This window comes from Paraburkholderia acidisoli (assembly GCF_009789675.1).
Lineage (GTDB): Bacteria > Pseudomonadota > Gammaproteobacteria > Burkholderiales > Burkholderiaceae > Paraburkholderia > Paraburkholderia acidisoli.
Genome location: NZ_CP046913.1, coordinates 1,886,435 through 1,907,152, shown reverse-complemented (window position 1 = coordinate 1,907,152; position 20,718 = coordinate 1,886,435). Strand labels below are relative to the sequence as shown.

The following is a 20,718-nucleotide window of genomic DNA, read 5'->3' as shown; positions in this document are numbered from 1 at the left end:
CGTTCGGGAGCGGCGGCGCGCGCCGGGATGCCGCAGGAGCGGTCGCAGCCCCACCGTCGAGTCGACCGCCTGGCATTGACATCTTGTTACGCACGCACGAGGCGCGCGCGGGCGGAGTGCGGCTACACTGAAGCACCCTGTTTTGGCCCCTCCGTCATGAATCCCTGCATTGGACGCGATGGCGCGGTCGCCGGGCCGTCGCGCGCTTGCGGCGGTGCGGCGGATACCGCGCCGCGTCGCGTGTTCGCGTTGTTGCTATCGTTCGCCGCCTGGTGCGCGCTGGCGCTCGCCGTGCTGCTGAGCGTTGCGCTGGCTGCGCCGCGTCTCGCGGCGGGTGCGGAGGCACAAAACGCCACACAAGGCGCCACACAAGGCGCCTCCACGCCCGCCGCGCCGCCCGTGGTCACGCCCACGCCCGTACCGATCCTGCCTGCGCTCAAGAGCGTCATCACCGGCGCGCCCGCGAGCGCCTCCGGGGCCTCGGCGGCGGAAGCCGCTTCGGCGCCGTCGGCCGCGAGTCAAGCCGAATTCACGCGCTCGCTCGACAGCGTCATCACCACGCTCGACAACGACCGCCAGCGCACGGCGCTCCTCAACCAGCTCAAGAAGCTGCGCAGCGCCTCGCAAGGCGTGGCGCCCGCGCCGGCCTCGGGCGTGGCGGCGGCAACCTCCGGCCTGCTGGGCGCGATCGCCTCCGCTCTCGCCTCGGTGGAAGCGGACGCGCGCCGCGGCAGCAGTCCGGTGCACTACTGGGCCGGCCGTTTCCGTTCGGCGGGCTACGAGCTTTACACGATCGGCTCGGGCGGCGAGGGCGAATCGCTCGGGCGCATCGTGTTCGACCTGGTCGCCATGCTGCTCGGCTGGGGCGCGTGCGCGGCCATCCTGCGCTGGCTCGAACGGCGTCTGTTGCGGCGCTTCGAAGTGGCCGTGGGCTTGCGGCCCAATCCGCGCACGATCGAACTGCTGATCTTCGTTTCGCATCGCGCGGCGCCGTGGATCGTCGCCTTCGTCGGTGCGCTGATCGTCGAGCGCGCGCTGCCGCAGGCGCTCGGCCGCACGCTCGGCGTGGTGATCGCCTATGCGATCGTCGCGGGCGCGGTGTTCTCGTCGATCTGCCTCATCATGTTTTCGCTGTTCGGCTCGGGCCACCGGCGCGCGGCCGTGCGCGAGCTGATCGCGCAGTCGCGGCGCTTGCTGTTCGCCATCGGCGTGCTGGCCGCGCTCGGCGACGCCGCGCTGAATGTCGACGTCGCCCATCAGCTCGGCCCGAATCTCGCGGCGCTCGTGAGCACGGTCGCGAACATGACGGCCGCGGTGCTCACGGGCTATTTCGCCATTGCGTTCCGGCGGCCCGTGGCGCACCTCATCCGCAATCGCAGTTACACGCTGCGCCACGGCCACAAGGCGCTCACCGAATTGCTCGACGTGCTCGCCTCGCTCTGGCAGTTGCCGATGATGCTGCTCGCGGCCGCCTCCATTGCCGCAACGGTCGGCGGTATCGGCGCGCGCGAGAACGTGCTGCAGATTTCCGTGGTCACGGCGCTGTTGCTGGTGCTGGCGTTTTTCCTCTCGGCGGTCGTGTTCCGCATCACGCGTCCGGACCCGGCGCGCGTGCGGCGCCGCTCGCCGTATCTGCGCCGCTTGCTGCGCTTCGCGGGCACGCTGCTCGTGCTGTTCGTGTGGCTCGCGTATTTCGAGTTTTGTGCGCGGCTGTGGGACATTTCGCTCGCGGCGATCATCGAGGCGAGCGTGGCCGCGCGCGGCATCGCCCATGCGATCTTCGCGATCCTCGCCACCGTGTTTCTCGCGTGGCTCGTGTGGATCGTGATCGACACGGCCATTCTCGAAGCGCTCAATCCGAGCGGCCCGCGCACCAAGGGCCGCGCGCCCAGCACACGCGCGCGCACCATGTTGCCGCTCGTGCGCAACGCCGTGCTCGTCTCGATCCTCACGATCGCGGGCATCGTCACGGCGGCCAATCTCGGCATCAACGTGACGCCGCTGCTCGCGGGCGCGGGCGTGATCGGTCTCGCGATCGGCTTTGGTGCGCAGTCGCTCGTGACCGACCTCATCACGGGCCTGTTCATCATCATCGAAGAGACGATTTCGGTTGGCGACTGGATCGATCTCGACAACGGCCACGCGGGCACCGTCGAGCATCTGTCGATCCGCACCGTGCGGCTGCGCGACGGGCAAGGCGCGATCCACGCGATTCCGTTCTCGCAGATCAAGATCGTGAAGAATCTGTCGCGCGACTTCGCGTTCGCGGTGTTCGAGGTGCGCGTGCCGTTCAATGTCGATCTCGACACGGTCACGCGCATGATTCGCGAAACCGGCGCCGAACTCGTGGCCGATTTCCGCTACCGCCGCGAGATTCTCGGGCCCGTGGAAGTGTGGGGCCTCGATCGTTTCGATCCGAACTGGATGGTGGTGAAAGGGCAGATCAAGACGCGGCCGCTGCAACAGTGGAGCGTGGCGCGCGCGTTCAATGCGCGCCTGAAACGGCATATGGACGAAGCCGGCATTCAGATTCCCGTGCCGCAGATGCGCGTGCATATGTCGTCGCGCGGCGACGAAGGCGCGGAGCCGCCGGACCAGGGACACGAAGCGCCGGCGCAGATGCCGCTGGATTCGATGGAAGAGACGGCGCATGGATCGACGCACGGATCGACGCACGGATCGCACGAAGCGGCGCACGGATCGATGCACGAAGCGGCGCATGGATCGGCGGACGCCTCGGCGCGGGAGGCTGGGCAGGAGGCAAAGCACGAAGCGCCGCGCGGGCCGATGCAGACGCCGGAAAGCCGCGAGTCGCGGGCCGCTTCTCGCGACGCCTCGCACGAACCGCGCCCCGCGCCGCCGCCCACGGCCGGACCCGAAGGCGCGCCGCCGCAGATTCCCACGGCGGGCGGGCGCACCTGACGGCCCTCGCCAACGACGCGCGGCGCGCCTGGGCTCAGGCGTCAAGCGTCGAAGGTCACGCGGTCGCGTGCGCGATCAGCGGCACCACGTCGTTGACCTCGGTGGCGATGCCCGCCGCTGCCACGCCATACACGTGCAGCGAAATCGCCTGACCCAAACCGCCGTTCGATAAGCGATGAATCCCCGCGCGCCCGCGCCCGGCGAACGCCACGGCGCCGCTCGCGCGCGGATGCGAGCGCACGATGTCGGCGCCCGCGCGTGCGGCGTCCCATGCATAGAGTGTTTCGGTGAGCGCGCCTTCCAGCACGGCGTAGCCGCACCACGTGCGATGCGCGTGAATCGGGCTCGCCTGGCCCGGCTGCCAGACCAGCGCGGCGACGGTGTAACGGCCGCACGCGTCGGCGGCGATCACGTGGCGGCGGTAGGTGCCGGCGAGGCCTTCGCGCTGCGCGGGCGCGAGCAACGCGGGCTCGGCGAGCGCACGGGTCAGGGCGGCGCGCACGCCGCGCGCGAAGTCGCCGCAGCATGACGGATCGGCGGGCGTCGCGCAACTCGCGAATGCGGCGTCGAGTGCGGCGCACAGGCGGGACACGGCGCTTGCGCGAGCGGCGTCGCAGGCGGCCTCGATCGGCGCACACGGCGCATACGGCGCGTGCGGCAACGGCGGCGTGAGGTGCGGCGCCAGGCGCAGCCGCGCGGCATCGGCGGGGGCGTTCATGAGCAGTTTTCTCTCGTACAGGATAGAGAGATTTATAGCCTTTCGAAGCGAGAAATGGTTTCCCTAATACGGTGCCGGATCGCCATCGTGTAGAATTATTTTCTACGTTTCGGGGAGGACGCATATGGATCTCATCGACAGAAAACTCGTGGAATTGCTCCAGCAGGATGCGACCATGCCGGTGGCCGAACTCGCGCAACGCGTGAATCTGTCGCAAACGCCTTGCTGGAAGCGCGTGCAGCGCCTGAAGGAAACCGGCGTGATTCGCGCGCAGGTGGCACTGTGCGATCCGCGCAAGCTGGGCGTGGGCACGACCGTGTTCGTCGCGGTGCGCACCAACGAGCACACCGAGGCGTGGGCGCAAAACTTCACGCGCGCGGTGCAGGACATTCCCGAGATTGTCGAGGCGTACCGCATGAGCGGCGAGACCGACTACCTGCTGCGTATCGTCGTGTCCGACATCGACGATTACGACCGCGTCTACAAGCAGCTGATCCGCAGCGTGGCGCTGTTCGACGTGAGTTCGAGTTTCGCGATGGAACAGATCAAATATTCGACGGCGCTGCCGGTGCGCAGCGGCGCGTGAGAGCGGCGGAGCGCGCCTGCATGAAATGAAGCGGCGCAAGCCGGTTGCAAGGCGTCGCGGCGTAGAATGCCCGTTCCTCTCACCGTTGGCCTTAGCGGCCAGGCACGACCGATGAACGAACCGCGCAAGAAGAATCCCGTTTTTGGTGTCGGCGTGATGATCGTCGTGCTGGTGCTGATCGTGATCGGCACGGTGCTGTTCAACGCGCTGCGCAGCAAGCGCGAGTACGACGAGACGCTCGGCGCTCAGTCGACAACTGCGTCAGCGACTGCGTCAGCGACTGCGTCAACGACTGCCGCAGCGACTCCGTCGGGCGCGTCGAGCGTGTCCAGCGCATCGAACCCTTCCAGTCAGCCCAGCGCCGCGCAGTGAGGCGCGTGTCATGACGCGCGGCGAAGCGCTCAACAGCGCGTTTCGCCGTGCCGTTTCTTCGACTTCTTATTCTTCCGGCAGCCGGATCAGGCTCGCGTCCTTGCGGATGAGCCAGGACGCCGCGACCATCTGCTTGCACTGATGCGAGAGCAGCTTGAGTTCCTGCACGAGGTCGGTCGAGGCGCCGCTCGCGCGCTCGGCTTGCACGACCATGGCGTCGAGATCGCGGGTGAGCTGTTTCGTGATGTCGGCTTGCTCGGCGGGCGAGGGCGTGCCCGCCTCGGCGGCCACGAGGTTCTCGCGCACGCACGAAAGGGCGCGTTCGAGCGCGTCGAGATTCGGTGCGTTGTCGCCGGCTTGCGTGGTGCTGCGTAACAGCGGTGCCGTGGCCGTGATCTGCGAGGCGAGCACATGGCTGCGCACCAGCAGATCGTTGAGTTCGGGCACGAACTTCTGCGCGGCCTTCGGTTCGAGCATCATGCGCTGGAACGCCTGACCGAGATTCGCGAACGCGACGTGCACGTTCTTGCGCGCGAGCCGGTAACGGAAGTCGCGCGCAAGCGACGGCACCGCGGCGCTGGCGCCCGCCGTGGCCGCGACCTGAGCGGCCGCTTTCGAGCCCACCGCCGCGACACCGGGCGCGCTCGGTGCGATCTGCGCGCGCTGCGCGGCTTCTTCGCTGACGGCGGTATCGGTGATTGGGTCGGTGGTCTGGTCGGTGGCGGTTTCGGCGGTGTTATCGGTGCTTGCCTCGCTCACGACGCTCGCGGCATTCGCCGAGGCGCTGGCCATGACGGGCGCGGTCTCGCCGACGGGTGCCCTGGTTGCGTCCGACGCGGCCGCCGCCGTTGCGTGCGCGGTGGCGTGCGGGGTCGCTTGCGTCGTGGCGCCAGACGTCGCGGCGCCCGCCGGGCCGCTCGTTGCCGTGCCCGTCGCATGCGCGGCCACGCGCGCGCCGGCTTCGGTGAGCGTGGCGACATCGGCTTTCGCATTCGCTCCCGCTCCCGCGCCCGCCCCGGCCATCGCCAGACCCGGCTGCGGCGTCGCGCGGCCGCTCCACCACCAACTCGCCTCGAGATAGCCGCGCGTGGCGGCGATCATGTCGTGCACGAGCTTGCCCATCAGCCGGTATTCCCAGTACGGGAACAGATGGCTCGCGCCGATGGCTATCATGCAGCCGATCACCGTGTCGATGGCGCGCTCGCCGATGATGCGCATGCTGCCCGGCGCGAGCAGATGGAACATCAGCAGCACGTACGACGACGTGAACACCACGCTCGCCGTGTAGTTGAACAGCAGCAGGCTGTAGCTCATCACCATCGCCGCGAACATCGACACGAGCAGGACGAGCGGCTGCTTCACGAGCAGGATGAGCGCGATGCTGGCCACGCAGCCGATCAGCGTGCCGACGATACGCTGTGCGTTGCGCTGGCGCGTGAGCGAATAGCCGGGCTTCAGGATGATGATGCTCGTCATCACGATCCAGTACGCGTTCGTGAGCGGCAGCAGGCGCCCGAGCCAGAAGCCCACGGCCACGGCGATCGTCACGCGCAGCGCGTGCCGGAAGCTCGGCGAAGCCATTGTCAGATTCGAGAAGATCTGCAGCCAGGACACGCGGCGGTTGGTCACGAAACGCGTGAGCGCCTCGTCGATGCGCAGTTCGGTGTCGGTTGTGGCCACGTCGTTCGAAAGGCTGCGGCGCATGCGGTCGATCAGCCGCGTCGCGCTCCAGATGCGCCGGAACGAGGCCGAGATCGCCGCATAGGCTTCGGGGTCGGTGGCGGCGAGATCGCGCTTGCGCAACTGTTCGAGTTCGTACTCGATCGCACGCAGCTCGGCCTTCACGTTCACGCTCGCGCGCGGCGCGTCGTTCTGCAGCACCGCGAGGCCGATGTCCTCGAGGTCGGCGGCCGCCTTGCGGATCAGGTCGCGATAGAACACCAGCAGGTCCGAGCCGCCGAACGTGTTGCGCACGAGCGGATAGTCGGTGTGCGCGCCCACGAACAACTCGTGCAGATCGACCGTGTTGATGAAGAGATTGAAGTGCATCGCGCGGCGCGCGTCCACGCGGCCGCTCCGTAGCTGCGGCAGGTTGCGCAACACGATGTCGCGCGCGGCGTCCTGACGTTCGACCGCCGCGATCTGCTTGGCCACGAGGTTGCGGTAGCAATCGTCGAGATCGTTGTCGAGGTCGAAGAACTGGGCGCGGGCGAGCAGATAGTCGGCGCAGGCGAACACGCTTTCGGCGAGCGCCTGCTGCTCGATACGGTCGAGCATGAGACGGCTCACGAGCGTGGACCACGCCGTGTACCAGAGGCCGCCCAGCAGAATCCACAGCGCATTGACGAGCGCCTGGTGCGGCGTGAAGTGCTCCTCGAGCGTCATCACCATCATGAACAGCGTGGCGAAGCTGATCTGCGGCCAGCGGTTGCCGTAGACCACGATCAGCGAGAGCACGAAGGTGAGCGGCACGACGGTCGCCCATAGCGCGACCGGATTGACGGTGGCGAGCCCGGTGGCGTAAGCGGAGAGAAACCCGATCGCGCTGCACGCGAGCATTTCGTTGCGCTTGTACTTGAGCGGGCCCGGCATGTCCACCACGCACGCGCCGAGCGCGCCGGTCGCGATGGTGAAGCCGAGGTCGCTCTTGTCGAGCACGAACAGGCACAGAATGGCGGGCAGCGAGATGCCCACCGCGATACGCAGACCGCCGTAGAAATACTGGCTATAGAGGAATTTCCTGATTTCTACCGAATAGCGCATCGACTGCCGGGAAGTTCGAGAGCGGCCCGTACGCCGCGGATGGTGGCGGTGAGTCTAACTGATTTCGGGCACGATCCGACCGTGCGCGTATGCGGGCTTTCCCCTGCACGGCGTGCGCTGCGTCAGTCCACGCCTCGGTTCACCCCTCGGTTTACGCGTCAGTCCACGCTCAATTCGCCTTCCGGCGCGACGCGCGCGGCGGCGGCGTCGCCGAGCAGGCCGTCGGTGCCGCGAATGCGCCGCATGCGCGTGCGATACCAGAACGTCCACGCCATCAGCGCGCCGAACACGCCGTAGCCCAGCATGGGCGAGACCACGAGAAAGCGCTCGATCGGCCAGGTCGCCGCGAGCCACGTGCGCAACACGGCGTCGGCGACGAGACCCGTGCCCCAGACGAGCGTGAGCAAGCGCATGGCCGAGACGAAGCGGCGATTCTCGTGCCACAGCGTTTCGAGCCGCGCGACGCCTTCGCGCGTTTCGCGCGCCACGGTCGCGCGCGTGAGATAGAACACGATCGGCCGGCGGGCGAACAGCGAGCCGAGAAACACCACGCCGATCATGCCGGAGGCGAGACTCTCGCGCATCAGCAGGGCGCGGGTGCCGCCGCCGAACGCCATGGCGAGCAGCGAGAGCACGATGCCGAGCAGGATCACGGCGGAGAGCGCGTCGATACGCCGGAACCGCACGAGTTCGACGATGCTCCACGCGAGCGGCGGAATGGCGGAAGCGATCAGGCCGCCGATCTCGCCCCAGTGCGGTTGCGCGAGGCGGTAGGCGACCCAGGGCAGCAGCAGATTGACCGCCAGTTCGGCGACGAATGCCGGGCGCAGCTTCATGGGATGCGGCTCCAATCGGGATCCGGCCGGGATTCGGGCGTGCTTCGGAAAGCGTGAGCCAATCCCGCCGAACGGGGTTTAGCGAAACCGGGTTCCAACTCCGGCCGCTTGCCAACCATGCGCGTCTGGCGACAGGTTCCAGACGGGTTTGGGGATGATTCGGCCGTGGCCCGGATCGCATTTCGCGTGCCCGCACAGTATGCGACACTCTCGTGCTGTCCTCTCACGCCATGCCTGCCTGCCGCCATGACCTATCGCGCGCCCATCTCTCCGCACGAAGTCGAACTCGTCGCCGTTCGCGCGCAGGGCGCGGGCGGCCAGAACGTCAACAAGGTGTCGAGCGCGATTCATCTGCGCTTCGACATTCGCGCCTCGTCGCTGCCCGAGGTGCTCAAGATGCGCCTGCTCGCGCTGTCCGACCGGCGCATCACGAGCGAAGGCGTCGTCGTCATCAAGGCGCAGGAATATCGCACCCAGGAGCAGAACCGCGTGGCAGCGCTCGCACGGCTCGAAGAACTCGTCGACAGCGTGAGCGTCACGCGCAAGGCGCGCGTCGCAACGCGCCCCACGCGTGCCTCGAAGCTGCGGCGGCTCGACAGCAAGGCGCGCAACGGCGAGACCAAGGCGGGGCGCCGGCGCGTGACCGAGTGAGGCGCGTCGTGGCGCGCACCACGACATCAGCGACGCGAGATCGGCAACATGACACCCGCGACGCGACATCGCCGCACGTCACGTCGACATGAAGAAGCGCGCAGCAGCCTGGCCATGAAGCGGTGGACGAGGGGGCAAGTCAGCCAAACCGGCCTGGCGCGATTCGCGCCGCCCTCAATCCTCCGCGCGCCGATGCGGCCGTTCGCGTGGCCCGTGCTCGGGCGGGAAGTCGGCGCACAGCACGTGGGTCGCGCCGCCGAAATCGAGCGCGATGGCCGCCGTGTAGCAGAGCTCGCCGTCGTTGAGCGAATAGTGCGGGCCCATGACCGCGACGCGTCCGGGCGCCGCCAGCGCGCGGCGGAAGTATTCGCGGCGCGACCAGTTGCTGTCGGTGTCGGGATGGAGCGGCGCGAGGCGCGCGGGCGGCCCGATCCCCGGCGCGGCGATCGAAGGCGCGTGCTGCTCGCCCTGGTCGTTCGCCGCGAACACGCGCAGCGCCTGGCTGTCGCGCTGGATCGCCGCCGCGGCCGCCTCGAGCGTGCCGCCCTGGGTCAGCACGCGCGCGCCGCGCAGCATCGCGTGCGAGAGCGCGCCGTAGTTGATCTGCTCGAGAATCTCGCTATGACGCTGATAGTCGGCGAAGCGGCGCCACATCGTCTGCGCGAGCGCCGGCGCATTGGCGCTCGCTTCGCGCACCGACGCGTTCGGTTCGCCGAACCAGAAGCCCTGCACGAGATCGACGTCGGCCTGCATCAACTCCATCAGTTGCGCCTCGGTTTCGACGCCCTCGGCGAGCACCATGGTGCCCGCGTGATGCAGGATCGACACGAGTTCGGCGATGAAGGCCACGTTGCTCTCGTCGGTGGCCGCGCGTGTGACCAGCGAGCGGTCGAGCTTGACGATGTCGGGGCGATAGCGCCAGACGCGATCGAAATTGGAAAAGCCCGCGCCGAAGTCGTCGAGCGCGACGAGGAAGTCGCGCGAACCCGAAGGCGGGCGCTCGTCGACGAAGGAACCCGGCGCGTCGCCGCCGCGTTGCTCCAGCACCTCGATCACGACGCGTTCGTGCGGAAAGTCGAAATGGCGGCACAGTCCGTCGATGGCGGCCTGCGCGGGGTCGGCGGCGCGCGCGCTGCGCGGCAGCGTGTTGAGGAACAGCCAGCCCGTTTCGATGCCTTGCGCGACGAAGTTCGCGAGATGCAGGCAGCGCGCGAGTTCGTCGAGCTGCTGGGCGTCCTCGCCGTTCAGCTTCGCGAAGAGTTCGTCGGGTGCGAGCGACTGTCCGGCGGCGTCGGTTGCGCGCAGCAGCGCCTCGTAACCGACCACGCGCTGATGCGTGATCGACAAAATGGGCTGAAACGCGCTGTCGAGCGTATAGCCGTGCCAGTGGGCGCTGAAGCCGTCCTGGTGCGGGCGCAGTTGCGCGAGCAGGCCCGTGATGGGAGTCGGCTCGGGAAGTAACTCGCTTGCCTTCGCGGGGGAGTTCGACATGGCGCGGCGCGGCGGTGAGGGTTGTCTTCCAGTGTACGCAACCTGGCGCGGGACCGACTATCGGCTATTACCTTGGGGCGATGACTCGCGGCGATCGCCGCGCCGCGTCCTTTGCCCGCTGGGGCCGGGCGGGTTTCAGTTACGCATGCGATATGCCCGTTGTGAGGTCATGCTGCGCCAGATCGACGGGAAAAGGTGTGCGGAGGCCCACGGAGTGCGCCCGGATGGCGCTTCGAGCAAGGCGGCGCGAGGCTGGCCGGCGCTCGAGGTGCGCACGGCGCTTTCGTGCGGCGAAGGAATGGCGGGAGGGGTGCGTGAAGACGACGGGCGTGGCCGTGCACCGGCCCCTTGCGCCCGCTCGCTTGCGGAGGAGCGGGCACTGGGCGAGGACGCCCGGTTAGGGACGCCCGGTCAGGGACGCCCGGCGAGGACGCCCCTGGCTGCGATCAGTGACGCGTGTCGGGCACGTCGAGGATCAGGATGATGGTCCAGTCGGCGTCGCCTTCATGGTGATACTGGCGTTCCGCGACGATGAACGGCTGCTGCTTGCCGGCCGGGCCGAGAAACAGCACGTCGCCTTCCATCGGCAGGCATTCGACGGGCGGCAGCGCGAGATACGCTTCCTGACTGCCGCCACGCGGCATCAGCTTTTCGATCTTGCGGGAAGCCGCTTCGGTCCATTCGATATCGAGCTGGATATTGCTCATAGAGGTTCTCCGCGCGTGGCGCGCACAAAAGTTGGGACGCGACGTTGAGTCATTTCGAGGTGCGCGACTTTAGCATACCGCGTCTCGGGCGCCTTACCGCAGCCGGGCGCGGGTCCCGCGACGGCGCGAACGGGCGGCGCAAGCTTCGCTACGGTCGATGGGAAACGGGCGACGCAGGCTCAACCAGCAGTGGGCGGCAAGCAGGCGCGGCAAAGGGCCGGCAAGCTGGCGACGATAAAAAAGCCGACGCGGGCAAGATCCCGGCATCGGCTTTTTCGTGCTGACGCGAACCGCGCCACGATGGGCGCGACGGTCGGTTGCGTGACTCGGCTGCGTGACTTATTGCGCAGCTTTCTTGTGATGCGGGTGGCCCTTGTGATGCTTCATGGGCGCTTCCTGCGGTGCCGACATGGACGCTTGCTGGCGCTGCTGCAGGTCCTGCGCGCGCTGCTCGACGTCGGCGGCGCGGGCCGGGTCGGTGCTCATCTGGATGCCGTTGTCCGACTGCGCGTAGGCCGCGCCTGTCAGTGCGGAAAGTGAAATCAGGACTGCGAGGGACACTTTTTTCATCACTACCTCCGAAGGAGCGGTTTATGGACCCAGCCGGTACCTGTCCAAGCAGGATGGACACCTCATTCTAACGATCAAATAGTTGCGTCAGATGACATCGGGTAAGACCGACGACGGTCTGTTACACACGCTTACATCTGCTGTCGCGTATCTGTCACGCTAGAACCATCCAATCATTCGATAGACATAAAACTGCGCGATACCGATCAACTCATGCAGCGCCGTCTCCGCGGCCACGAGATTTCGCCAACGCGGCAACAGGCCACGCCGAACACTGCGCACATTTGATACCGCGGGCAGCGGGTTCATGTCGAATCGGTGAAAATCGAGCATGGCGCGCGGCATGTGGTACGCCGACGTCACCAGCAGAATGATTTCGTTGTGCCGACGATGCACGAGCGCAGCCACGTTGCGGGCGTTTTGCCACGTCGTCAGGCTCTCGTTTTCGAGCACGAGCGCATCGCGCGGCACGCCGTCGCGCAGCAGGTAGGGGCCGTAGGTATCGGCTTCGGAACTGCGGTGGTGCTGCGGATTGCCGCCGCTCACGATCACGCGGCAGGTTCCGCCCGCCTGCGCGCACTGCGCGTAAAGCCGCGCCACGAGGGCGATGCGCGCATAGACGTCGTCTTTCGGCACGAGCTGGCCGTCGTGATACTCGGTGCCGCCGCCCAGCAGGACGATGGCCGTGTGGGCCCCGAAAGGCGCGGGGGAGTTCGTGCGCGCGAGATCGTAGGGAGTGCGATAGATCGGCGGCTGAGCCAGGTCGAGCAGCACGCCGCTCAGCCAGCCGGCCGCGAGCAGCCAGAACACGACGACCGTGGCCCCTGCGACACGCCAACGCGCACTGCGCCACAGCACACCAAGCGCAATAAATAGCGCAAACAAAACGATTAGAATCAATTTGAATGAGGTAACGTATTGTTTTCGGGAAGATGCGCGACTAACCGCACTTTGCGCCGCGAGCGTGGCGCCGCGGTGGCCGCGCGGGAAGCGGCCAGGCTCGCGCTTCTCACGGGGCCCGGATATCACCTGCCGTTTCGCACTGCACAATCTGCGGGCAGAACGTGCAGGCCCGCCGTTGGAAGCTTTACGGCATGTGCCTGTGTTGCGCCCGCGTAAGTGGTGTCAGTGCGGTCAGGCGCAACGATAGCAGGTCTGCATTTAAAGAAAGAAGTGAGATGACCACGTATTCCAACGAAGCAGTACTCGAAGCGCTGCGGCGCGTGCAGTATCGTCAGGTGCCGTGGGCGCGTGTTCCCAAAGTGTTCCCTTATTTACGCGATCTCGGTCTCATGGATATCGTGAGGCAACGCACGGTCGCACCCGCACCGGGCTTTCATGCGCCCGTGGATATCGCCGTACTCACCGATCGCGGTCGCGCCGAATTCAACCGGCTTTCGCGCGACGAGCGCGCGGTGGAATGGAGCACGCTGCGTGTCGCCGACTACGTGGTCGAGGGTGTCACGCAAGCGGGGCTGGAAGCCAGCTAGCGCGTCAACCGCCCGGTTGCCGGGTTCCGCTATACGCGGCGCGGCGCTGTCGCCCGCGCAATGTCCTGCAACTTATTTCCCGATCGACGAAAACCCGGCAAAGGAAGAGCAGGCCAAAAAAAAGCCCGTATCGAGATACGGGCTTACCGGAATTACTGCTGCCACGCTGTGCTTAATGGCAAAGATGTAGACCGCACAGTCACCGGAGTGGTTCCCGGAAGCAGCGTAACTGCGGAGGTCTCCTCACGATCAAACGGCATTCGGCTGGAATCGTGGTGAATCCGCGGTTCATTGAGTCCGCGCGGTGCGGCCATAGGCCTTGGGAACGACACGGACCGCAAGGGCCCATTGGCTCACCGGCGCTGCGATTCCGGGCGCGACGGCGCGCTACGACGGGCATTGTCGGCAATATCGCCCCGCAGGTCGCCTCGCGGCACGGGCTGATTGCCCGCGTCGGCGGACTCGGTGGTCGGCGGCCAGGCTCGGGCGCCGGTACGGGACATCGACCAGTTCGGCACGCTTGCATGCGGCGGTTGTGCCGCGGCGCTAAACGAGACAAACGACGCCGTCGGCGCGAAAAGAAGAAGGGCGGACAGCGAAACCATGATGCCCCGAATGAGCAGGTTCATGGATTTCATGGCGGCTTCCCGTCAATTACGAACATTGACGTTTATGGACATGCCTCTAAGCTAATCGCGACCGCGAAAGCACGCTGTAAATATTCGTAAAGAGATGTATCGCCGCTGGGCGGGACACTCGTTGCGTGCGCAGACAATCGGTGCTCGAATCCCGCCCGCAAATTGCCCACCAATCGTCCCGAAACCGCACTCAGATGGTGCTTCTCCGGTCATGGGCAGCATGCGGCCGCCACTGCTGCGTGGCAGAGGCAAGACGGAATAGACCGAAAGGTGATCCGGCTGCATTGGGCGCCGAACTGGGTCGGAACCTGCTTGTCGCGCCTGACAACGCCGTGGATGGCAAAGCGGGCGAAAAGTCGACGAAGCTCGCTTGACCGGGAGGGAGGTTGCCGCCGGGCGCGCGGCGCCCGGCAGGCAGGGTCAGTCAGGATAGCCGGCGAATGCGCGGCCCGGTCCGGGCCGCACGGGGAACGCTCAGGCCATCTTGACCGGCGCGCGCCACGATTCCGGATTGGTCCAGAACGCGCCGCGCAGGCGGTCACGGCTCGGCGGTGCGGGCGGCTTGGTCGCCGTCGCGCCAATGCGGCCGCGCAGGGAGATTTCGCGGCCGCTCGTGCCGAGTCGCTTGACGATCTCGGCGAGCGTGCCGTCAGCCTGCCATTCGTCGAAACGGCGGCGGCAGGTCGGCGGCGACGGATAGCGGCCCGGCAGCTTGGACCAGCCTTCACCCGTCGAAAGCACCCAGAGCACCGCGTTGACCACAGCACGCGCTTCGACGCGAGGCCGTCCGCGCCGCTCGCTCCGTGCCGGTTCGGCACAGAACAACGCCTCGACCAGCGCCCATTCGTTGTCTCTCAAATCGTCGAACAGCATCATGTTTCACCTCAGCGAAGCTATCTCCGGTGCGCTGCCCCGCGCTGCGCACTCTTCATGGACTCGCGGCCGGATGCCGGTGGTCCAGGCGGGATCGGAAGGGACGCCGGCGTTGCCTGATTCCGGAGCGTCCACCGAACCTGTACGTGCTGTAATGCGAGAACCGTGCCAGCACGCATCTCGTCGTCTTGAAGCCGCGTGGCGCCAAGCCCGCGCGGGAGATTGCCAGGGGCGTATGAGACTCGAAAAGTGACGTCAGGAGAATCGGGAGAATCACCAATCTTGTGCAAACAGGCCCGTCCGGCGTGCGTTTGCGCCTTATTGCTGCATTGCGGCGAACAATCTAAACGGTGATTCACACGGATGTAACGCCAAAAAATCGTCATACAATCCGTCATGAAATGAACGGATTCATGAGGGAACCGGATGAATGTGACGCTGCGGCAGTTGCGGGTCTTCATCGAAGTCGCGCGGCTGCAGAGCTTCAGCCGCGCGGGCGATGAAATCGGTCTCACGCAGTCGGCCGTGAGCCGTTGCGTGCGCGAGCTGGAGGCCGAGATCGGCGTGAAACTGGTCGACCGGACCACGCGCGAAGTGCAACTCACGGATGTCGGTGCGAATCTGATCGCGAGCATTCCGCGCCTGATCGGCGATCTCGACGACGCGCTGCGCGAGATTCGCGAGATCGGCGAGCAGCGGCGCGGGCGCGTGGTCGTCGCGGCGAGCCCGACGGTCGCGTGCCGCCTGATGCCGGAGGTCGTGGCCGCGTGCGGACGGCAGTTTCCCTACATCACGCTCGGCCTGCGCGACGACGTGCAGAGCGACGTGGTGCGCAAGATCCGCTCGGGCGAGGTGGACTTCGGCGTGATCATCGGGCCCTTTGCGGCCGAGGATCTCGAAACGCACTGCCTGACGACCGACTCGTTCTGCGTGGTGGTGCGCGGCGATCATCCGCTCGCCGCGCAGGAGCAGATCGCGTGGAAGGCGCTCGACGGCGAACGGCTCGTGATGCTCGACTACGCCTCGGGCAGCCGTCCGCTGATCGACGCCGTGATGGCCGAGCAGGGCGTGCGCGCGCGCGTGGTGCAGGAGTTGGGGCATCCGGCCACGGTGTTCGGGCTGGTGGAGGCCGGCGTGGGTATCAGCGTGCTGCCGTGGCTCGCGTTGCCGGTGCCCGCGGGCGCGTCGCTGTTGGCGCGGCCGCTCGTGCCGCGCGCCGAGCGCACCGTGGAACTGGTGCGGCGGCGCGACCGTTCGCTCTCGCCGGCCGCCGAGGCTGTCTGGGCGCTGATCCGCCAGCTTGCCGGGCGTCCCGAACCGGTGCACCAGGGCGCCTGGTAAAGCACGGCGGTAAACGAGCGGTCGCTGTAAACTTCGATTTCGGGTCAGAGTCCCGCGCGCTACACTTCACGCTTTCCCACATTTTGCGTCGCGCGCGAATCCCGATGAGCGATCTCGAAACGTCGTCCTCCGCAGTTCAGTCGCATGTCCCACCGCATGAAGCCGTCGATGGCGGCGCGCGTGCCGCCGTGCGTGCGCTGCGCGCCTCGCAGATCCGCGAAGTCGCCAATGCGGGCTTCGGCGTGCCCGACGTGCTGCCGTTCTGGTTCGGCGAGTCGGACCGCGTGACGCCGCCGTTCATCCGCGAAGCCGCCGCCGACGCGCTCGGCCGCGGCGACACGTTCTACACCCACAACCTCGGCATCGCGCCGCTGCGCGAGGCGCTCGCGCGTTACGTGAGCGATTTGCACGGCGCCACGCCCGTCGACCATCTCGCGGTGACGAGCGCGGGCGTGAACGCGCTGATGCTGGCGGCGCAGCTCGTGGTGGGCGCGGGCGACCGCGCGGTGGCGGTCACGCCGCTGTGGCCCAATCTCGTCGAAATTCCGAAGATCCTGGGCGCGAGCGTCGAAACGGTGGCGCTCGAATACGGCGAGCGCGGCTGGACGCTCGATCTCGATCGCCTGCTCGCGGCGCTCACGCCGGGCACGAAGCTGCTCATGATCAACTCGCCGAACAACCCGACCGGCTGGGTGATGACGCGCGACGAGCAGCGCGCGGTGCTCGAGCATTGCCGCCGCCACGGCATCTGGATCGTTGCCGACGAAGTCTACGAGCGGCTTTACTACGGCGCGGCCGGCGAGCGCACGGCGCCGTCGTTTCTCGACATCGCCACGCGCGACGAGCGGCTGATCTGCGTGAATTCGTTCTCGAAGGCGTGGCTCATGACCGGCTGGCGGCTCGGCTGGATGGTCGTGCCGCGCGCGCTCACCGACGATCTCGGCAAGCTGGTCGAGTACAACACCTCGTGCGCGCCGTCGTTCGTGCAGCAGGCGGGCATTGCCGCGCTCGAGCGCGGCGAAACGTTCACGCGCGAACTCGTCGCGGACTTGCGCGCGTCGCGCGACCATCTCGCGGCGGCGCTCGCGAAGCTGCCGGGCGTCGACGTCAAGGTGCCGCACGGCGCGATGTATCTCTTTTTCCGGCTCGCGGGCGCGCAGCACAGCCTCGAACTGTGCAAGGCGCTGGTGCGCGACGTGGGGCTCGGGCTCGCGCCCGGCAGCGCGTTCGGCCCGGAGGGCGAGGGTTACGTGCGCTGGTGCTACGCCTGCGATCCGGCGCGGCTCGACGCCGGCGTGGCGCGGCTGGCGCGCTTTCTGGACGCGACCGGTGCGCGTTAGCCGCGCTTGCGGGCAGCCATGAGCGGGGCGCGGCCGCCGTGGGCCGCCCGCTTGAGGTGAAGCGCGGACGTGCTGCTTTACGCACCCCGCGTTTTTGCGTAATATGGCGCTCAGTCACGCGAATCCCTACGGGATCTTTCGCTGCTCCGTCCGGCTGGGTCTGGCTCTGTGCCTGCATTTCGGCCCCCCGGTGCGTGCTCCCATCAATATGACCGATCAGAATCGGGCGAGCGCGTCTCCAGTTCCATTTCGTCTTTCGTCTGTCTGATCCGGTTCCTTGAACCTGATTTACCTTAACTAGGTCTGACCTGGCTGCATGAATACCCAAGAGGCGAAGATCGTCCTCGAGACTGCATTGATCTGCACGCAGGAGCCGCTGAAGATCGGTGATCTGAGAAAGCTGTTCGCCGACGATATTTCGGCCGATACGGTTCGTAACCTGCTCGAAGACCTCCGCAGCGAATGGTCCGGGCGTGGTGTGGAACTGGTCGGGCTCGCGTCGGGCTGGCGCTTCCAGAGCAAACCGGCCATGCGGACTTACCTCGACCGCCTGCACCCCGAAAAACCGCCGCGTTATTCGCGCGCGGTGCTCGAAACGCTCGCCATCATCGCGTACCGGCAGCCGGTCACGCGCGGCGACATCGAGGAAATTCGCGGCGTCACGGTCAACACGCAGGTCGTCAAGCAGCTCGAAGACCGCAACTGGATCGAAGTGATCGGTCATCGCGACGTGCCGGGGCGTCCGGCGCTTTATGCGACCACGCGGCAGTTTCTCGACGATCTGGGGCTGAAGTCGCTCGACGAACTGCCGCCGCTCGACGATCCGTCGAACCAGCTGGGCGAGCAACTGCTGGCGCAGCACGCGATCGAGTTTCCCGACAGCGAAGTGGCGCAGCTGATCGCGCAGGAGCCGGCGGTCGTGATCGCGGAAACGGTTGCCGATGCCGCGCAGACCGTCGAGGCGCAGGTCGCGATTGAATCGCAAGAAGTAGCAGGCGCGCACGTTGCGGAGAATGTCGACGGCGAGCTCGGCGCGTCGCAGCCGCGAGCGCCGGAAGACGCGCAGCGCGATTCAGCGCAAGCGTCACAGCAGGACACGCAGCAAGCGCATGCGGACCACGCCGAGCGCGGTCCCGATGCCGGCACGCATGCCACCGCGCACGCGGCCGAGGCGTCTGGCGCATTGCATGCAGAAAACGCAGAACACGAAGACCGCCGCGACGCGGCGCAGGACGACCCCGTCTCGACGACGGACGACGAAGCCGCTCCGCGCGGCCTCTGACGCAACACGCATTTTTGACGCGCCCCGCAAGCGGGCGCGCAACCTGACATTTTGAGGTTGTTTTGACTGATATCCACGATACCGATTCGACCGACGCGTCCGAATCCTCGCGCCGCGCTTCCGCGCGCGACGACGAACCGCGCGCTTCGCAGGTCGAAGGTGGCGAAGCCCAGGGTGGCGAGGGCGAGGACCGTCCGCGCCGCGGCCTGCGCCGTGGCCCGCGCAGCCTTATCGCGCGTCGCCGTGCGGGCGCGAAGGCGAAGACCGAGGGTGCCGAAGGCGCCGACTCCGCAGCGGCCGAAGCGCCGCAGGACGGCGTGGCCGCCGCGCCGGCGCGCGCGCCGCGCAAGGACGCGGGCGCGAACGCCAAGAAGGGCCGCCGCCAGAATGCGGCGCAGGGCGACACGCCCGGTGAAACGCGCGGTACGCGACAAGCGGGCGAAGCGCAAGGCGAGCGCCGCGGCGCTCGCCAGCAAGGCGCGGGCAAGCGTCAGAAGCCGCAGCAAGGCCGTGGCGAAGTGCGAGCACGCGGCGAAGCCCCCGCGGCCGCCGGCGAGTCGGCGGAAGATCTGTTCCTCTACGTCACGTCGCCGGCCTTCGACGCCGACAACGGTACCGGCTCGGGCGTAAACGCGCCGATGCTGCGCCGTGGCCGCGCCCCGCAGCCCAAGCGCGTGCTGAGCCCGGACGACGACGCGCCGAAGCTCCACAAGGTGCTCGCGGATGCGGGCATGGGTTCGCGCCGCGACATGGAAGAGCTGATCATCGCCGGCCGCGTGTCGGTTAACGGCGAGCCCGCGCACATCGGCCAGCGCATTCTGCCGACCGACCAGGTCCGCATCAACGGCAAGCCGATCAAGCGCAAGCTGCAGAACAAGCCGCCGCGCGTGCTGATCTATCACAAGCCGACCGGCGAAATCGTGAGCCACGCCGATCCGGAAGGCCGCCCCTCGGTGTTCGACGGCCTGCCGTCGATGAAAACGGCGAAGTGGCTCGCAGTGGGCCGTCTCGACTTCAATACCGAAGGTCTGCTGATGCTGACGACCTCGGGCGACCTCGCGAACCGCTTCATGCATCCGCGTTATAGCGTCGAGCGCGAGTACGCGGTGCGTGTGGTCGGCGAACTGAGCGAGGGCATGCGCCAGAAACTGCTCAAGGGCGTCGAGCTGGAAGACGGCCCCGCGAGCTTCCTGCGCATCCGCGACGGCGGCGGCGAAGGCACGAACCACTGGTATCACGTTGCGCTGGCCGAAGGCCGCAACCGCGAAGTGCGCCGTATGTTCGAGGCCGCCGGTCTGATGGTGAGCCGCCTGATTCGTACGCGCCACGGTCCGATCGCGCTGCCCAAGGGTCTCAAGCGCGGCCGCTGGGAAGAGCTCGAAGACAACGAGGTGCGCGGCCTCATGGCGGCCGTGGGCCTGAAGGCGCCGGCCGAAGAGAAGGGCGGTCGTGGCGGCAAGGAGCAGGAGCGTCGCCAGCCGGATCCCATGCAAACGTCGATGGGCTTCATCAACCGCGAGCCGGTGCTGAGCTCGCACGGCGCGATGGGTCAGCCGCGTCAAGGCGGCCGTCGCGGTGCGGCGGGCGGTTTTGGCGCGGGTAGCGGCGGCTTCGGCGGCGGTGCGGGTCTGGGCGGCGGCCGTGGCGGCAATCGCACGGGTGGCCGTGATGTCGACGGCAATCGCGCGCCCGCGGGTGGCAAGCGCGCCGGCGGCAACGCCAACGGTGGCGGCAATCGCGCCGGTGGCGCGGGCGGCCGTAATGGCGGCGGCAAGAACGCGGGCGGCAACGCCAACGGCAATCGCGCGGGCGGCGGCAACGCCGGCAACAGCCGCGGCGGCCCGCGCGGCGCGCCGCGCAACCGTACGCGCGGTCACTGAGTCTCTCGCGCTCGCGCGATTAGGTTAGAGCGGCGCCGGTTCGCTTCCTCGTGGGGCGGACCGGCGCCGTTTTGCATCGGGCGGCGGCAGTCTCGCGCGGCGATTGGCGCCGTAGCCGCGTTGACATTGGTCGTGCGTATCGCCGCGGCGCATGGAAATCGGCATGAAAACTGGAAATCCGGCCCGGAAGCGTCCAAATACCGGCAGATGGCCGCGCGTACCCGTCTCGCGATTGCGTTAATGTCCAAAAAAGGCTAG

17 protein-coding genes and 1 pseudogene are annotated in these 20,718 nt (G+C 67.5%); 9 read left to right on the top strand and 9 right to left on the bottom strand.

Annotated elements, in window-relative coordinates; translation table 11 throughout:
- Positions 1-156: 156 nt before the first annotated feature.
- Positions 157-2,922 carry a mechanosensitive ion channel family protein gene (locus tag FAZ98_RS08305; protein WP_158950537.1) on the top strand — a complete coding sequence of 922 codons (2,766 nt, stop codon included), beginning with the start codon at positions 157-159 and terminating at the stop codon, positions 2,920-2,922.
- Between the two features lie 55 nt (positions 2,923-2,977).
- Here the strand turns inward: FAZ98_RS08305 and FAZ98_RS08300 are convergent, their stop codons facing one another.
- A complete protein-coding gene (locus tag FAZ98_RS08300; RefSeq protein ID WP_158950535.1) occupies positions 2,978-3,640 on the bottom strand; it encodes a cysteine dioxygenase family protein in 663 nt (220 codons plus the stop codon).
- A gap of 124 nt (positions 3,641-3,764) precedes the next feature.
- On the opposite strand from FAZ98_RS08300, the gene FAZ98_RS08295 reads away from it, so the two are divergent.
- Both FAZ98_RS08295 and FAZ98_RS08290 read left to right on the top strand, forming a co-directional pair.
- The gene (locus FAZ98_RS08295; RefSeq protein ID WP_158950533.1) at positions 3,765-4,226 is read left to right on the top strand and encodes an Lrp/AsnC family transcriptional regulator; all 462 of its coding nucleotides are present in this window, start codon (positions 3,765-3,767) and stop codon (positions 4,224-4,226) included.
- A 111-nt stretch (positions 4,227-4,337) separates the two neighbouring features.
- A complete protein-coding gene (locus tag FAZ98_RS08290; RefSeq protein WP_158950531.1) occupies positions 4,338-4,598 on the top strand; it encodes a hypothetical protein in 261 nt (86 codons plus the stop codon).
- A gap of 66 nt (positions 4,599-4,664) precedes the next feature.
- Here the strand turns inward: FAZ98_RS08290 and FAZ98_RS08285 are convergent, their stop codons facing one another.
- Both FAZ98_RS08285 and FAZ98_RS08280 read right to left on the bottom strand, forming a co-directional pair.
- Entirely contained in the window at positions 4,665-7,361 is a 2,697-nt protein-coding gene (locus FAZ98_RS08285; protein ID WP_158950529.1) for an FUSC family protein, read from the bottom strand.
- Positions 7,362-7,519: 158 nt separating this feature from the next.
- Positions 7,520-8,197, bottom strand: a complete 678-nt coding sequence (locus FAZ98_RS08280) for a VC0807 family protein (protein ID WP_233272583.1) — start codon at positions 8,195-8,197, stop codon at positions 7,520-7,522.
- Positions 8,198-8,443: 246 nt separating this feature from the next.
- Between FAZ98_RS08280 and arfB the strand changes: the two genes are divergently transcribed.
- Positions 8,444-8,848: an alternative ribosome rescue aminoacyl-tRNA hydrolase ArfB gene (gene arfB / locus FAZ98_RS08275; protein WP_158950527.1), complete on the top strand. Its 405-nt coding sequence runs from the start codon at positions 8,444-8,446 to the stop codon at positions 8,846-8,848.
- Between the two features lie 174 nt (positions 8,849-9,022).
- Here the strand turns inward: arfB and FAZ98_RS08270 are convergent, their stop codons facing one another.
- The 4 genes from FAZ98_RS08270 to FAZ98_RS08255 all read right to left on the bottom strand — a co-directional run bounded on the left by FAZ98_RS08270 (position 9,023) and on the right by FAZ98_RS08255 (position 12,516).
- Positions 9,023-10,339 carry a sensor domain-containing phosphodiesterase gene (locus FAZ98_RS08270; RefSeq protein WP_158950525.1) on the bottom strand — a complete coding sequence of 439 codons (1,317 nt, stop codon included), beginning with the start codon at positions 10,337-10,339 and terminating at the stop codon, positions 9,023-9,025.
- A 446-nt stretch (positions 10,340-10,785) separates the two neighbouring features.
- On the bottom strand, positions 10,786-11,046 hold the full coding sequence (locus tag FAZ98_RS08265) for a DNA-binding protein (protein ID WP_158950523.1): 261 nt from the start codon (positions 11,044-11,046) through the stop codon (positions 10,786-10,788).
- Between the two features lie 339 nt (positions 11,047-11,385).
- Positions 11,386-11,616, bottom strand: a complete 231-nt coding sequence (locus tag FAZ98_RS08260) for a hypothetical protein (RefSeq protein ID WP_158950521.1) — start codon at positions 11,614-11,616, stop codon at positions 11,386-11,388.
- Between the two features lie 159 nt (positions 11,617-11,775).
- Positions 11,776-12,516 (bottom strand): YdcF family protein, encoded by a 741-nt coding sequence (locus FAZ98_RS08255; RefSeq protein ID WP_325072385.1) that lies wholly within the window; start codon positions 12,514-12,516, stop codon positions 11,776-11,778.
- Between the two features lie 278 nt (positions 12,517-12,794).
- Here FAZ98_RS08255 and FAZ98_RS08250 point away from each other — a divergent pair, with 278 nt between their 5' ends.
- Complete coding sequence (locus tag FAZ98_RS08250) at positions 12,795-13,106, top strand: hypothetical protein (protein WP_158950519.1); 312 nt, start codon at positions 12,795-12,797, stop codon at positions 13,104-13,106.
- 353 nt (positions 13,107-13,459) lie between these two features.
- Here FAZ98_RS08250 and FAZ98_RS08245 read toward each other — a convergent pair whose 3' ends face one another.
- Both FAZ98_RS08245 and FAZ98_RS08240 read right to left on the bottom strand, forming a co-directional pair.
- Complete coding sequence (locus tag FAZ98_RS08245; protein WP_158950517.1) at positions 13,460-13,744, bottom strand: hypothetical protein; 285 nt, start codon at positions 13,742-13,744, stop codon at positions 13,460-13,462.
- A 477-nt stretch (positions 13,745-14,221) separates the two neighbouring features.
- Positions 14,222-14,617: pseudogene (locus tag FAZ98_RS08240) on the bottom strand (transposase); the annotation flags it as partial.
- Between the two features lie 426 nt (positions 14,618-15,043).
- Here FAZ98_RS08240 and FAZ98_RS08235 point away from each other — a divergent pair.
- The 4 genes from FAZ98_RS08235 to rluB all read left to right on the top strand — a co-directional run bounded on the left by FAZ98_RS08235 (position 15,044) and on the right by rluB (position 20,460).
- On the top strand, positions 15,044-15,958 hold the full coding sequence (locus tag FAZ98_RS08235; protein ID WP_158950515.1) for a LysR family transcriptional regulator: 915 nt from the start codon (positions 15,044-15,046) through the stop codon (positions 15,956-15,958).
- Between the two features lie 104 nt (positions 15,959-16,062).
- On the top strand, positions 16,063-17,298 hold the full coding sequence (locus tag FAZ98_RS08230; RefSeq protein WP_158950513.1) for a pyridoxal phosphate-dependent aminotransferase: 1,236 nt from the start codon (positions 16,063-16,065) through the stop codon (positions 17,296-17,298).
- A 316-nt stretch (positions 17,299-17,614) separates the two neighbouring features.
- Positions 17,615-18,580, top strand: coding sequence for an SMC-Scp complex subunit ScpB (scpB, locus tag FAZ98_RS08225; protein ID WP_158950511.1), 966 nt, complete (start codon positions 17,615-17,617; stop codon positions 18,578-18,580).
- A gap of 62 nt (positions 18,581-18,642) precedes the next feature.
- Positions 18,643-20,460, top strand: coding sequence for a 23S rRNA pseudouridine(2605) synthase RluB (gene rluB, locus FAZ98_RS08220; protein WP_158950509.1), 1,818 nt, complete (start codon positions 18,643-18,645; stop codon positions 20,458-20,460).
- The last annotated feature ends 258 nt before the right edge of the window (positions 20,461-20,718 follow it).

Bases quoted from the DNA above. Each gene is read 5' to 3' on its own strand.
- FAZ98_RS08305 (WP_158950537.1), top strand. From the start codon at position 157: ATGAATCCCTGCATTGGACGCGATGGCGCGGTCGCCGGGCCGTCGCGC.
- FAZ98_RS08300 (WP_158950535.1), bottom strand. From the start codon at position 3,640: ATGAACGCCCCCGCCGATGCCGCGCGGCTGCGCCTGGCGCCGCACCTC.
- FAZ98_RS08295 (WP_158950533.1), top strand. From the start codon at position 3,765: ATGGATCTCATCGACAGAAAACTCGTGGAATTGCTCCAGCAGGATGCG.
- FAZ98_RS08290 (WP_158950531.1), top strand. From the start codon at position 4,338: ATGAACGAACCGCGCAAGAAGAATCCCGTTTTTGGTGTCGGCGTGATG.
- FAZ98_RS08285 (WP_158950529.1), bottom strand. From the start codon at position 7,361: ATGCGCTATTCGGTAGAAATCAGGAAATTCCTCTATAGCCAGTATTTC.
- FAZ98_RS08280 (WP_233272583.1), bottom strand. From the start codon at position 8,197: ATGAAGCTGCGCCCGGCATTCGTCGCCGAACTGGCGGTCAATCTGCTG.
- arfB (WP_158950527.1), top strand. From the start codon at position 8,444: ATGACCTATCGCGCGCCCATCTCTCCGCACGAAGTCGAACTCGTCGCC.
- FAZ98_RS08270 (WP_158950525.1), bottom strand. From the start codon at position 10,339: ATGTCGAACTCCCCCGCGAAGGCAAGCGAGTTACTTCCCGAGCCGACT.
- FAZ98_RS08265 (WP_158950523.1), bottom strand. From the start codon at position 11,046: ATGAGCAATATCCAGCTCGATATCGAATGGACCGAAGCGGCTTCCCGC.
- FAZ98_RS08260 (WP_158950521.1), bottom strand. From the start codon at position 11,616: ATGAAAAAAGTGTCCCTCGCAGTCCTGATTTCACTTTCCGCACTGACA.
- FAZ98_RS08250 (WP_158950519.1), top strand. From the start codon at position 12,795: ATGACCACGTATTCCAACGAAGCAGTACTCGAAGCGCTGCGGCGCGTG.
- FAZ98_RS08245 (WP_158950517.1), bottom strand. From the start codon at position 13,744: ATGAAATCCATGAACCTGCTCATTCGGGGCATCATGGTTTCGCTGTCC.
- FAZ98_RS08235 (WP_158950515.1), top strand. From the start codon at position 15,044: ATGAATGTGACGCTGCGGCAGTTGCGGGTCTTCATCGAAGTCGCGCGG.
- FAZ98_RS08230 (WP_158950513.1), top strand. From the start codon at position 16,063: ATGAGCGATCTCGAAACGTCGTCCTCCGCAGTTCAGTCGCATGTCCCA.
- scpB (WP_158950511.1), top strand. From the start codon at position 17,615: ATGAATACCCAAGAGGCGAAGATCGTCCTCGAGACTGCATTGATCTGC.